1 protein-coding gene is annotated in these 16,103 nt (G+C 44.7%); it reads right to left on the bottom strand.

Features of this window, described 5'->3' with window-relative positions:
• Window positions 1–10 precede the first annotated feature (10 nt).
• Complete coding sequence (locus ABCW47_RS00180; RefSeq protein WP_343207842.1) at window positions 11–16,102, bottom strand: GLUG motif-containing protein; 16,092 nt, start codon at window positions 16,100–16,102, stop codon at window positions 11–13.
• Window position 16,103 lies beyond the last annotated feature (1 nt).

The raw sequence follows: 16,103 nt of genomic DNA, 5'->3' as shown, positions 1-16,103 counted from the left end.
TTCTTCCCCCTTACTCCGCCGGCGGGGTCTCTGTTCCCGCCGGCGCATCCTTTACTTCCAGATTCCCCGGTACTATGTCGTATTCCGGTATCTTCGTCTCATACTTTAACTGATAGTTGAAGGTTCTCTGGGTTCCTGTATAGTAGGGGCTGTATTCCAGGAAGTACTTAAACTTCTGGATTCTTCCCGCTCCCAGGCCCAGTACCGGTTGCTCTGCTCCCTCTGCAGGATTATAATAGATCCCTTTCTCGACGCTTTCTCCCTCGTTCTCCTCCGTGTAGGCAAGGCCCAGCTTCACTCCCTGGGTGATCAGCTCCTCTCCCGGACGGATCGGTATGCTCGGATCGACCAGGCCAAGTGTGCCTTCTTCGCCCGGCACGCTCCCCGGTACTACAGACGCCAGCGTCACAGCCAGAGGATATGCCGTATCATTTTTTATCTCCCACTCGTCCGTATAGGACTTACTCCGGATACCCGGCTGCAGGCTGATCTGCGTCGGGGTAGGTACGGTGATGTCTAACTTTTTGCTCGTTATTCCCGGTATGGTCACGTTGATGGCCACCGACCGGTCATCCGGCACCTCCAGGATAATACGGAAATACTTATCTTCCGCACAGTTGTAGGCCGCTGCGTTGTAGAGCTTGATGCCCGTCACACCGGTGATCGGCGTGGTGACGGCCTGGGACAGGTCAACCTCTGTGCCTGAGGAGGTCTCCAGGGCAAAGCCCAGCTTTGCGTTGGCGTTTACGGTACCATAGGTGCTGTAGTTGGCGGTGATGGTATCAGTCTGCTCCGCCTGATAAGCGGCCGCTTCCTCAAAGGCGCTGTTAACACTGCTGACATCAATAGAAGACACTGTTCTCGCATTAATGTTTCCTATCAGTACTTTACTGAATTCAGCTGACACACTATCAACAATTGGCAGGGTAACATTTGCCTTTTCCCAGGACTCCATAGGTTTTATCAGCCGGATAAAAAGGTCCCTGCTGACCCCCTGGTAAGTCAGGGTTAAAGTAGTTTCCGTTCCTTTACCTTTGAATGCCGCTTCACCAGATGGATTGATCACCAAAGTCGTCACATCCGAACTGCTCCAGCTCACAGGTTTCCCCAAAATATTGACCGGTACACTAAAATCATCTGTGATCCCATACAAGCTGTCGAAAATCGTCGTTTTAGAACTGTTGCAATATGCATAAATCGGGATAGCGGCGGTAACAACCTCCGGACTGTCAGCGGCAGCCCCTAATCTCGGATATAATCCAGCTTCCATTACCCAGCCATGATCTGCAGTAAGGCCATCCAGAGGATTATTTACCATCTCCGCTGTTGTTTTTCCGTAAATACCTGTAATTACTGCCATATTGGCGGATGGCTTTGTTATTCCGGATCTTTGGATATCAAAATAGCAGTTCTCAAAGGTTATATATCCGGGACTGGAGAGACTGCCAACAAAGCTACCCTGGTTACCTGTATTATTCGAATTTCGCAGCTGGCCACTCATATAACAGTTTTTAATAATGCTCGTATAAGAAGATCCGCCATATAATGTGCAGATAAAACCGCCTTTTGTTGCTCCTGGCTCTGTACTGATATTACCTGTAGAATAACAATCCGACACCTCTATTCCCGACGATGCGCTTCCGATGAAGCCGCCTGTAGCGGACTGGGCTGTAATATTTCCCAGAGAAAAACTTTGATTTACAACCAATGCATTACTTGACTGACCAATCAAGCCTCCTGCGTTACTATTCGCTTCAATCTCTACGTCAGAAAAACTGTTGTCTATATTCGTATATAAGGTATATCCGATCAGACCTCCCACAGAATAATTTGCGGATATACTACCCTCTGCACTGCAGTTTTCAATTTTCCCTTTCCGGCTGTTTCCAACAAGACCACCCACATAATTCTGCCCTTCTACCACTGCCTCTGCTGAACAGCCCTTTACATATACAGCCGGGTAATTTGCCGACGAAACATCAACATTGTCAATCTTTCCCAGCAGCCCGCCGGTGAAAGATTCTTTACTTTGATCATCTAAAGCCACCTGCGCAATTTTACCCTGGACATGGCAGTTTTCGATAATTAATTCTTTATTCATCATGCCCCTGGCTACACCGGCTAACATCCCCATTGCCTCATATTGGTCTGAAGAGATATTCCCAATCAGTGTCAGATCTTTTATACTTCCTCTTAAAATATAGAAAAGAGGGATATCAAGGCCATAAATAGTTTGGTTGTTACCATCTAGAGTCCCGGTAAACGTGGTGTCCGATCCATAGCCAACGGAGGTATTGAGACCGGAAAAATCACAGCTATTCTCTTCTCCAAAATCCAGCCTGTAATTTCTGGAAAGACTTAGCGCATCCGCGCCTGTCCCCAGATACTGTTCCCATTCATCCAGGTTATGAATGATAATCGTATCTCTTAACGCACCTTTACTAAACAGAAAAGATTTCTCGACTCCGTCCAGGCCGTAAATAACACGAACAATATCATCCGCAAGCAGAGTGATACGATGCTCATCCGGATCAATATCTAAACTACGATCCGGATCACCGCGCCAGACTCCTGATAGATTTGGTGAAAATGTAAGTGGGGTCTGCACGGAACAGCCGGTTTCACCTGAAGCTATTATTACTGCTGCTGTTGATACAGAAGACATGTTTTTAACATATTCATCTATACTGTTCGCAAAGACAGCCAATTGAGGATAGTATCCATCAGTCAGAACCCACTCTTCATTATCTGAAAATCCGCTTAATGTAATTCCGCTTCCCGTCATGTCGGCGGTTCCTTTCCCTGTACGTTTTTCCAGATTAGAAGAAAACAATTCAACGCCGGAAATCTGCTGATCATAGATAAAGGTGGTTACTGAGCTTTGGCCTTTACCTGCGAAACCACCGGAATTTCCAGATAAATTAATAATGTTTCCCGAAGCATAACAGCTTTTTCCGTTCAAGTTGCTAAGCGCAGTTCCTACAAATCCACCAGCGTATTCGCCATTTGCAGTTACCGATCCTGTAGAATAGCAATTGGTGTATGTTCCGCTATTTGTAATGCCTGCAAAGCCGCCTGTTGAATCCTCTCCCTGTACGTTTCCGCCGGCCATACATTTTTCTATCTTTCCGGTGTTAATTCTTCCGGCAAAGCCGCCGGCACTGATTGTACCATGTACTTCCACCATCGAGGAACATTCTGTTACGGTACAGCTGCCCAGATAGCCGCTAAGTCCGCCAACATTACCCATACCGGAAACACTTCCCCTGACATGGCAGTTGGTTATCTTTGCCCCGGTTAATGTATTCCCCAACATTCCTCTTCCCGTTACAGTACCAACGATTTTCAAATCCTTTATCTCTGCGCCGGACAATGTGTCATCAAATAACGGTATTCTCAGTCCAGTGATACTCTGGTTATTGCCATCTAATGCGCCAGCAAAGTATTTGCCACCGGATGAATTTACTATACCCGAGCTCTGCTTCAGTTCTGAAAAATCACATGTATTGTCCGTAAAGTCCAGCCGATAGTTATACAGCAGCGTCTGTGGAGTTGCTCCGCTTCCTAAATAATGCTCCCAGTCTTCCAATGAAGATATCACCGTAATTTCATCCTGTGCCAGCCGTAATACAAAGGATTTTTCCAGATTATTTTCCTCATAAACAATTCGAAGCTCCTGATTACTTTTCAAGCTTTCCTGAAAGTTCGCTGTTCCGGATGCGAAAGTTATATAGTTACTCCTTTCTTTCCAGGTTCCCGGCAGCGTATTGTCATATGTAAATTCAGAACCTGTAAAACAGTTTGCTTTACTACCCTCAGGCAGATACACAGCCACAGCGGAAACAGCCGACTGTTCTATCAGATGTGCAACATCTGACCCGGCAAATACAGTAAGCTGGGGATAATATCCCTTTCTTAAAAACCAGCCATTCTCTGTTGTAAAACCCGAAGGTGTATCTGTCAGCTCAGAAGTATTGAGCCCAAGCGCAGTTGTATCTTCACTCTTTTTATTTCCAACCGCTAAAGCAACTCCTGACAGCTGCTTATCAAAGTAACAGTCTGTCATATAGGACATATTATTACTTTTACTGGAGTTCCCAATTAATCCGCCTGCCGTCTGCTGATCTGGTTTTTCATAGTACTTTTCTACCAGACCAGCAAAATAGCATCTTGTCATAGTAAACGAATAGCTGGTATTTCCAATTAATCCGCCTATGCCATAACCAGGATACTCCACCTGTAGATTTCCTACTGCATAGCAGTTCTCAGCCGATAGGTTCATTCCCGCATAGCCGCACAGCCCTCCAACAGATCCGAATACCGCATATATATCCCCGTTAAAGTAACAGTTTTTAAATTGTGCAGCGCCATATCCAAGTATGCCGCCCGCGCCTGACACATTGCTGGCTTCTATGTTTCCCTGCATATAGCAGTTTTCAATCTGGAAGGATGAGACTACGCCTGAACGGTAGCCCACAATTCCTCCCAGGTAATTATCTCCCGATATGCTTCCTTCCACATGACAATCTATGATTTTACAGTCATCTACTGCCGCACCGGCAATACCACCCGTCTGCCTGCAATCCTTTAAGACGACATCCGCAGAACAACCTGTTATTGTTCCATTCCTGAAATAACCACATATACCTCCGTTCGATTCTAAATTGCCAGCAAGCCTCCCGATGACATGACATTGACTTATATTAGTCCAGTTTGTAAATCCAACAAGAAGACCGCCCTTTCCTGCTTTGTTGGATCTCATCCCCGTCACTTCTACGTCGGCCGAACAATTGCTGATTATAGTAGGATTCCCCTCGCCTCCTTCAGCTCTTCCTATCATTCCTCCCAAGTCTGTTGAATAGTAAGATGTCTTCACGCCATTTTCAACAATACCTGAAACGTGACATGATTCTACACAGCTGGATTTTCCTGAAATTATGGTTCCAACCAACATTCCTACATGCTCTTCCGTTGTATTAAGCCGAATTTCTCCATTTTTTACAATGATATCACTTAATGTCGCCCCTGAAATATATTGAAACAGTGGCTTTTTTAATCCGGTTATTGTCTGATTATTTCCAAATAACATACCGGTAAATGGCTTATCAGAAGTAAGCCCCACGCTAACTTCCAGTGTCGAAAAATCACATTCATCACCTGTGAAATCCAGTTGATATATCCCATTCAAATCGTCAGCGGTAGCCTCTCTGCCCAGATACCGCTCCCAGTCATCCAGTGAGCGGATAGAAGTTGCCAAAGAATTATCAATGACCCGGATAGCTATGGTCTTTGTCAATCCCTGACTGGAATAGGTAATATTAATCCGGTTTGATCTCATGGGGATTATTTGGTCATTTACTATCTTTACTGCTTCCGGAATCTGAGAACACCAGGTACCTTCCGTGGTGCAATATGTCATCGGACTCTGAACCTGCTGAGAATTTTCTTTATCCTTCAGAAACAGTGCCGCAGACGAGACAGCGGACGCATTTCTGACCAGCTCAGAGGCAGATGATTTCATTACTTTAAGCTGGGGATAACTATAATCCTCATAATACCAGCAGTTGCTTCCCAGATTTCCGGCCATAGCAGAGCTGGTTATCTCATTTGTTGCTTTTCCCCAACTGTTTTCATCTGTTAATCCGCCGATTGCCGCCGTACCCCCGCTTAACTGGCTGTCGAAATAAGAGGAAGAAATTGTATAGGAACCGTTTACCTCGCCAATCAGTCCACCTGCGCGTGCTGCCCCCTGTTCAGACACTGCGGAATAACTATTCTCAGCTGTAAATTCCTCTTCAACCTGTCCTGCAAATCCGCCCATACTGGTGAAATCACATAGTGATCCACTTGTGTAGCTATTACAGACTGCTAAAATGCCGCAGGTGCCTATAAAACCGCCGCCGTCACCATTAACCGAAGTATTTGTCGTCTTTATCTCTACATTAGTAAAACAATTGTCGACATTTACACTAAGGGCTCTTCCTATAAATCCCCCGCCTGCTAATAATGATCCTGACATTTTTACAGCAGATGAGCATTCATTTAATACTATATTATATGTCCCGGTCAGCGCGGCTCCGATAAACCCGCCTGCGTAAACATTGGTGCCAGTTGCCTCAATTGTTCCATAGACATGACAATTATTCAGAGTAATATCCCCTGCAACAGTTTTAGCATTATCCACCAGGAGCCCAATTCTTTTACTGTCGGAGGCTATGTCACCTTTTAAGGTAAGATCGTTAATAATCATTCCATCAACAACCCCAAACAATGGTTTATCAAGATTATATATAACATTATTATTGCCATATATTATCCCGCAAAATGGTTCATCGTTTGTACCGGTCGTGGCAGACAGATTTTCAAAGTTTTCTTTTGCACCGGCAAAGTTCAATTCATACACTTTTCCTTGATTTTCAGGGTCTGCTCCTGTCCCGAAGTAAGTCTCCCAATCAGTCAAACTTCTTATCTGTATGGGAGTTCCAACAACGGTAAGTGAAATAGCCTTTTTGAACCCTCCCTTCTCTAAATAAAGCGTAGTCTGAACTTTTCCACCCTTTATACTGTCTGATACAGTACCAGATCCATTATTCAGAAGAAAGGTCTGTTGATCCTGACTGCAGTTAAATAATCCCTCCTTGTATTCAAAACCACTCCTGGACAGCCGTGAAGATTCTCCATTTTTTAATAGAATTGTATAGGAGGACACCTCTGATGCAATTTTTACCTCAGGTACCGCTGATTCGGCAATCTGTTTTAATTGAGGATATTGGGATGCATTGTCCAGCCAATAATTCTGACTTTCCGCGGTAAATAGCGCAGCAGACTGATTTATTAATTCGTCAGTCCCCATACCGGTTATTTTAATGGTTTCGCTTATAGTTCCTGTTCCAATTCCGATATCAGTGCCAGAAAGCTGCATATCATAATAGCAGTGATCAATTGTATTGTCTTCTCCTGTCACACTTCCCAGCAGACCTCCTGCTTCACTCTTAGACAAAAGCTGGACAGACGAATAACAGTCTTTCATAATACCATTGTATAAATCCCCCGCCAGCCCACCTGAAAGATTACCGCTGATATTCCCGCTGCCATAGCAATTCTTCATTGTAGATCCATACGCCCTGCCCACAATCTGTCCTGTATAGGTATCTGCAGTAATAGCACTTGACGCATAACACGCTTCAAATGAGGTACATTGGGCATAGCCCGCAATTCCTCCAATGTATTTCTGCCCTGTTAATTCGGCATTTACAGAACAATTCCGAAAGATATGAATTCTGTCAGATTTTCCCGGAACACTTTTTACATAACCGGCGATTCCACCGATATAATCAGTGCCTTCCACAGAAATACTGCCGAATACATGACAATTGACGATGCTTGTACCACTCTCACCGGCGATTGTCCCCGCCAGCATCCCAACATAATTGGAGCTGAACTCAGAAATATCTCCCGCTAGAATCAGGTTACTGACGCTGGCATCGTTCATATAAAGAAACAAAGGTTTTGTTAAACCTGTGATTCTCTTATTATTTCCCTCCAGAGATCCGGTGAAAGGTGCTTTTGATGTTCCTACACTGGCTGTCAATCCAGAAAAATCACAGCTTTCTCCGGGAAAGTCCAAAGTATAATCCCAGCTTAAATACTCCGGATCGGCATTTTTTCCAAGATACTTCTCCCAATCCTCCAGATTTTTCAACGGAATAGTATGGCTGTTAGAATTAACAAGTAAAAATATCTTTTCTCTCGTTCCTCCATTGATAGAGACAGTAAGGAATTGTTCTCTTAATATAAGCTGCACCGAACTATCTGCCGGTTCTCCATCCAATTTCCAGGTCAGATTCTGCCCGCCTGCCGCAGATGGAAGTGCAACCGAAGCCTGGGTAAGATTTCCGGCAGAATCATATGTGCCATCTGCATTCACAGCAAGCAGAAGCGGTACTGCGCTTACAAGCGCCTCCTCGCTGGCCGCAAATGTAGTTAACCGTGGATAGAGTCCTTCCGAACAGGTCCAGCTGCTGTTGCTTGTAATCCAACTCATACCGCTGATAGAAGTACCGGTTAATTCACTTGTTAATTTTCCGGTAACAGAAGCACCAACCGTCGCATTTCCAACTGCATTTGTACAGCCTGCCATTTGCAGGTCAAAACATGAGTTTGTAGTAGCCGCAGGTGACTGGAATCCGATTAATGCACCCTTGTTTGTCTCTGCCCTGACAACAGAAGTACTGAAAACATTTTCAACTACATTATATGTTCTTCCGGCAATGCCTCCTACCGTGTCAACTCCATAGACAGTATTTCCAGCATAGCACCTTAATATTTTACCGCTTGATGACCCTCCAAAACCGAGCAGCCCTCCTACGTACTGTGTTCCTTCCACCATTCCGGATGAAAAACAATTCGTTATATTTATCGTATTATTGGCACGGCCTACTAAGCCTCCCACTTCTGATCTGCCCTTTATCTTTCCCACAAAATAGCCATTGCTAACATTCGTCGAATAACTGGCATATCCAATAAAACCTCCGACAGAGGTGCCCCCCTGGATAGAACCAGTCCCTGAACATTGATCAATCGTCAAACTGTTAGAGGCATATCCGATTAGACCTCCCGCACAGGATACCGCTGAAATTGCGCCGTCAAAGGAGCAGCCAGTAATTCTTGTTGTTGCAGTTGAACTATAACTAACTTCTCCAATTAGTCCACCCGCGCCTGATTTGCTTTGTATATCACTATTTGAGGTACAATTTGTAATCGTACCGATAACTTTACCGAACATGCCGCCGATACATCGGCTGTCGTCCATATTAATGATTGTTGATTTTACATCACAATCTGCCGCCTCTATTGAATCCCCGTATCCAGCCAATCCTCCAATATAAGCACTTCCTCCCGGATTCTCCGATGCTGTTAGTTTCACCTGCGCACTGCAATTCATAAAACTGGCTTTCACTGTATAGCCAATGAAACCGCCGACGGTACCCATATAATAATTGCTGTCCTCAGGAAAACTAGTATTTACCTCGCCCTCTACATGGCAGTTTTTCAGTTCTGTTCCTTCATTTATATCTCGCCCCGCTAAAATACCTGTATACTGTTGCGTCCCTTCAATTTTTCCTTCCAGATTCAGATTACGGAATACTGCGCCGGATATCTCTTTAAATAAAGGAATCTTTAAACCGTATATCTTTTGTCCGTTTCCTTCTAATTCTCCTGTAAATACACCGGAACTTTGTTCAACCGTAGAGAAGTCAAAGTCCCCGTCAGCGGACAATTGATAGTCGCCTCCCAGAGATTCTTCCGAAGCATCCGGGCCTAAATAATAATTCCAATCTGCCAAATTGCGAATTATTCTGTTCCCTGCTTTCAATGTCAGTAAAAATCGTTTCTCAAAACCCGACTGTTTATATCGGACAACCAGTTCACCACTCCATATTGGAGTTGCAGTTTTTTGCAGTTCATTCACTGTTATCTGTGTTTCCGGTTCAAAAGACCAACCCGCAAATTCTCCTGCTGAAAGATCTATATCTCCTTCTACACGGCTTGCTTTTGCCCCAGAATTGGCGAATTTTAAAGGAATAGACGAAATCTCAGATGCTTTCACATTTTTATTCTTAAAATATTTCAGCTGTGGGTAATATCCCGCAGTGCGTTCCCATACTGTCGAATTTGTTGTAATTCCGCCAATACTTGCCTGACACATTTCTTCTGTCGATAATGCTTTCAGACCAGCTGAAACCTGCTCCATACCCGTCATCTGCAAATCGTAGTAACAATTAGTTAACGTTGTACCAGCTGCCTTACCGATTAAACCGCCTACCGTATTACTATTCGGATTGTTAGTTGCTTCTTTTATCGTACCGGCAGCAAAGCATCCCGAAATAGTACACGCCGACTCTGCGTTTCCAATCAATCCGCCTGCCCGATTAAGTGCTGCCACCGCAGCAGTAGAATAACAGTTTGTTATCGTAGAAGAAGATAAGTTTCCAATCAGGCCGCCTGCATAGGGAGTTGAATTTCTAACTTCAACGCTTCCATTAGAAAAACACTGTGTAATTGTTGAGTTGGAACAGTTTCCGATCAAGCCACCAGTCTCATAATATCCTAGCCAATTCCCTGAAGCATAGGAATAACTGATATTCGTATAGTCGCACTTTCCAATCAAGCCACCAGTTCCATAGATTGCCGCATTTTCTTCAAGAACAATATCCACATTAGCTGAACAATATAGTACCTTGTTTCTTACATTGGTTGTTCCGATGGATACCCCAATCAAGCCTCCGGTTCCTTTTGGATTATAACCCCATACATCATCTTCACACGTTATTTCTCCCTTGGCATGACAATTGTTCACCTCTCCCCCTGCCATCATGCTAGCTAATAATCCTGTTCTTTCGCCTTTCGCAATAATCAGATTACCTTCCACATTTAAATCATTTATTGTAGCATTTTCAAGTACATTAAATAATGGTACCTGAAGGCCCGTTATCGTTTGATTTTTACCATCGAGGGTACCCGTAAATCCACCATACTCAGTTCCTGTGCCTATCGTTAAGGATGAAAAATCATAATTCCCGCCTTCCGCCAGCTGATAATTTGCCGACAAAGTCCTCGGAGTTGCCCCAATCCCTAAATAACGGTTCCAATCTTCTATAGAATAAATCGTGTAAACAATATCTTCTCCACTCGAAGAGCCAAACAGAAAACTTCGACTAAAACCATCAAACGAACAGGACAGCAGTGCCTTTTCATATTTATTATTACATGTAACCGTTGATCCGTTTACCGTAAATGCATCGTCCGGTGCAGAGGACCAGTTCCCGGCAGCACTGTCAATCTGTATTGCTCCAACTGGGTCAATTACCGTTTCTCCTTCTGTTAGATAAATAGCTATGGACGACAGATCCGAAGGAGTCCTGCCGTCAAATATATTCAGTTGGGGATAATGACCCACTGAAAAACTCCAGTACTTTTCATCAAGCCCCATCCCTTTTGCATTTTCGCCGGTCATTGACTGTGTGCTGTACCCGGAAATCCCCGTCAAATCTACTACTTCACTATTATTTCCACTGCTGTTTAACACCCCTGCCATCTGTTTATCATAATAGCAGTTCTCATAAGTATCACTTGACGAAAAACCGATGACAGAGCCTGTATATTCCTTGCCGGAAACCGTTACAGAACTATAACAATTCTTAAAAGCTCCGCCATATGTACCAACACTTCCAAATAATCCACCGGTTTTACTATTTCCCATCACGGTACCAGACGCATAGCAATCTACGGCTCTGCTGTATCTTATTTGGCCAAGCAATCCGCCTACTGCTTCAATCCCCTCTACATCTGTCATGGCAAAACAATTCGTAATACCTCTATCTTCATCAGGTAAAGCAAAATTATATGTATTACCAATTAACCCGCCCACAGCGGTCTGGCCCCATACTTTTCCTGTACTATAACAATCTTTGACTTTAACACTAGAGGAGTATGCATACAGATATCCGATCAGGCCTCCAACATTCTTGGTTCCGCTAACATTTACGTTTGAAGAACAGTTAATAATCAGCCCTTTATCATATGCCTCATTACGCACATATCCTATCAGACCGCCTGCTCCATCCGTATCATATGTGCTTAAGTTCGTATTACAACTTACCGATCCTGATGCATGACAATTCTTGATTACCTGTAATAATTTATCCCCGTTATAAGATGATTTAAAATATACCTTTCCAAAAAGGAGTCCAGCCCAGCCTGATCCAGTTATATTGCCCTCCAGATTTAAGTCAATAACCGCGACATCTTCTCCGCTTAAAAATAAAGGCCTGCTTAACCCGGTAATTGTTTGATTATTGCCATATAGTTTCCCCTTAAATACACCGTCTCCCTGCAAATTTGAAAAATCACATGTCTGATTCTCAAATTGTAACTTGTAGTTTTGTTTTAAAGACTCCTCTGTAGCACCAGTCCCCAGGTATCGGTCCCAGTCTTCTAATGAACGGATTATCAGCGGAGCATCTACATGAAGTATCATTAGCTTCTTATAACCACTTTCTGTTATAAAATCCAGATTAACATCACGTTCTTGCCCGCTCAGACTTTCATCAATTTTCAACTTATTATTATCTATATAAAGTACATTGTCTTCTATTTCCCATGTCCCATTTATCTGAGTATTAAATAAGAGCTCATCTGAGACAGCAGCGGGAGTATTTTCATTTGTAAAATATACAGCTGGAATAGAGGAAACCTCGGATTGTTTCCGTATATTTTCCTGATCTGATTTTGCAAAAACGGTCAGCTGCGGATATCGTCCGGCTTCCCATAACCATACGGACTCATCCTCAAATCCCTGGATGGGGGTTCCCGACAGTAAATTTGCTGTTGAAATACCTATTATGTCATCTGTATCATCTGAATCTGTTATTCCTGTTAACTCTTCGTTATAATAGCAGTTTTTCTCAGAGTTCCTAGACCATCGTATAAATCCATTCGTACTCGGATTACTCACTGTATTTCCTCTTATAAGAGCTCCATTGGCCAGACAATTTTCAAACCGAACATATGAACCAACTGTCCAAAACACAAAAATGAATCCACTTGATTGCCCAGCCTGTATTGAATTTACGCTTACATCTGTATAACAATTGCGTATAATCGCTTCTTCATTCCCTGAAATCTCACCAATGAATCCTCCCGTCTGGTCACCTCTTTTTATACGGCCGCTTGAGTAGCAGGAATCAATCTCACTATTATTAAGTGTTAGTATCCCCGCAAATCCTCCAATGCTACCCCCGCCTGCAGCTAAATCTACTCCTGAAGTAAAACAATTTCTAATTGTTCCATTCTTTAAAGTACCGGCTCCAATCAGACCTCCGATGTCATTTAATCCTGTTATGTAGACATTTTCCACGTAGCAGTTCAAGATAGATCCACTCCCTTGATCTATCCGTCCAATCAAACCTCCAGCATCACTGTCTACCTCCAAAACGCAATTATTTGTAAAACAATTATCCATATAAAAATCTCCGGAAACAGTTCCGCACAAACCGCCAATATTAAAAGCCCGTTTATACAAATCTCCAAAGTTAACATGTATTTTACCTGTAAAGTTACTATTGCTTATAGTTATCCCTTTCCCTGTACCCAGAATGCCGCCGATGTTATTACCACCCAAACTGGTATCCGTTAATATTTCAATAACTGCGGAACCTGTCACCTCATCGAGAGCACAATTCAAGGCATACCCTGCTACACCACCGATATCCAAACGCCCTTCCATATATGGAATATCAATCTTACATCTTGATAAATTACTATTGGATAAATCTCCGGCAATTCCTCCCGCCTTACCTACACTTGGTTTTTTGCTGCCAACTGGACTGTAAACGCTGCCATAGCTTTGACAATCTTCAAAGGTAATTCGGTCTCCTTTTCCAACAAATCCTCCGATACAAAAATAGCCTGATACGTCAACATTAGCAGAACAATTTTTTATGATGACACCGTCTCCATCAACAGTACTTTCAATGAATCCTATCATTCCTCCTGTGTAGCAGGTATCCGTACTGCCAAGATATTTCACCGTTCCTTCAGCATGGCAGTTGATTATCTCGGTATACATATCACTTGCCCCTGGGACAACCCGCCTTGCCAGCAGGCCGACATGATCAGAAGAAGATGATACTGTTCCAGAAATTGTCAGATTCTGTATTGTTGCATCTTCTAACGATTCAAATAAGGGCACCCTTAAACCGGTAATCTGATATCCATTACCTTCTACAATTCCTCTATACGATACATTCACATTTGAACAGGCAGATTTCCCCAGACCACTGAAATCCAAATCATTCATAATTTCGATATTCTGGTTTAATACTGTAGTAGATACGATATTATCGAAAAAGTTATTCCAATCTTCCAGAGAGTATATCTCTATGACTGTTGTCTCATCTTTTATCAGGACCTTTTCTGTACTTACACTGAAGACTTTCTCCTCCGTCCCCAGCACAGCGCGCAGTACTCCACTGTAAACGATCCCTTCTTCGGGCGCACTTGTCCCCTCTTCTTCTGCGCTGCTCTTTAAAACTGCCTTTCCCTCTTCCGTCAGGCTAATATCCCCGCTCACACTCCACTCAACCGCTTCTCCCTCGATCTCCTGGATTAATTCGATCTCTCCTTCTACTCCCTCTATCGTTCCGCTTCCCAGCCGCAGCGCAATCGCGCTCGCCTTCGATTTCTTCTGTATTTCTGTCTTCTCATTTAACGCAAAATAAGGCAGCTGCGGATACGCTCCCTCCGTATAGTGCCACTCTCCCGAAAGGCTGTCCTGGATTCCCGTCAGCTCTTCCGTTCCCTTCCTCTGCGCCTGCTTATCCTCCCCGCAGCTCATCCGGTAGTCATACGCACATTCCTTTGCACTTGCGCTCTCTCCATATCGCCCGACAAAGGCTCCTCTTTCTTCTCCTGCCCCTAACGTATTCGATACATAGCAGGCTCCGATTCCCCCTTCATTGATTCCCGCAAAGCCGCCCAGTACAGCCGCTCCTTCCACACTTCCCGTCGCATAGCTGTTCTCGATCCGGCCTCCTTCTTTTAACGCGCCAATAAAACCGCCGGCTGCCGCCGCGGTCTCATTTCCCTTCTTCGTGATCTTCACGAACGCATAGCAGTTCTGGATCAGGCTCTCTCCCTCACTCACTCCGATCAGGCCGCCCGCATAGACCTCCTCTGCTGTCGTTCTTATGTATTCATCCCCTGCCGTCTCTTCCGGCTGGGTGGTATCTTCCTTCTGATCCGGCGCCGGATCAACCGGTGCTTCCGGCTCCGTCGGTACATCCGGGACAGTCGGATCTGTCGCCGGCCCTTCTGTTGGCCCTTCCGGCTGGCTTACCTCCGGTACATCCGGGGTTCCTGTCCCTTCTCCCTCCGCGGGTTCTCCCGGCTGGGGTACTGCTCCGGTATCCGGCGTTGTAGGTGTGGTATCCGGTACATTGGTCCCCTCCCCGGTTTCAGACGTATCTTCCTCCGGACTTACGATATCCGCTTCCGCTGCCATCGCCTTCACCGGCCCAAATAACTTTGCAACCGGGTCCACAACTGCTTCCGGCTCACCCACTGCCGGTTCCTCCGGTTTCTCTTCTGCTCCAGTCCCTTCCGGCTTACTTAACTCTTCCCTGTTGCTTCCCTGCTCCGGTTGATTTCCCTCCGGCTCCGGCTTACTCAGTTCTTCCTTATTCGTTATTCCTTCTTCCTTTTTATTCGTTCCTTCCCCGTTGCCTTCCTGCTCTGGTCGATTCGGTTCTTCCTTATTCGTTATTCCTTCTTCCTTTTTATCTGTTCCCTCTTCCTTATTTACATCCTCCCCGTTCCCTTCCGTCTCTGGTTTACTCAGTTCTTCATTATTCCCTTTTCCTTCTTCGTTATTTACATTCTCTCCATTCTCTTCCGGCTTCGGTTCAGTTACTCCCTCTTCATTACTCCCTGTCTCAGGCTTACCCGGTTCTTCATTATTCCCTTTTCCCTCTTCATTATTACTTATTCCTTCTTCATTGCCCTTCCTTACCCTTACTTCTCTCTCTACTCTATCCCCTATCTCGATCTCTCCTACTGCACCTACATTCCGTATCTCCGCTCCCTCTATATGCGCCGCTAACAGTCCATACCCTTCTGTGTATCCCTCTCCTGCTCCGTACAGCTCTCCTTCTCTTATCGTCCCTTCTACTACCAGGTTCTCTATCTTCGCCCCCTGCCCTATTTTCCCGAACAGCGGCCTGCTCAATCCTTTTATCTCATGGCCTGCTCCGTCTAATTCTCCCACGAACGGCTCCACATTATCCCCTATCGTGATCTCTCTTCCTGTCACGTCCAGATCTGCCGTCAGGACATACTTTCCCCCTGGTTCATACTCTTCACTCTCTATACTTAAGTATCTCTCCAGCTCTCCGATACTTCCGATTTCTCTTCCACTCTCCCGCAGCGCCAGAACATGCCCCACCCCGCTGATTAACAGTACGCTGGCTGCTATCATAACCACGATTCCTGCCACCCAGCTCCATCTTCGGTCTGCTCTCTTCCGGATTCTTATCTCTCTCATC

This window comes from Anaerolentibacter hominis (assembly GCF_032380675.1).
Classification (GTDB): domain Bacteria; phylum Bacillota; class Clostridia; order Lachnospirales; family Lachnospiraceae; genus Anaerolentibacter; species Anaerolentibacter hominis.
This window is presented reverse-complemented; position numbering and strand designations above follow the sequence as displayed.

Coding starts and splice junctions, on each gene's coding strand:
- ABCW47_RS00180 (WP_343207842.1), bottom strand. CDS start 16,102: ATGAGAGAGATAAGAATCCGGAAGAGAGCAGACCGAAGATGGAGCTGG.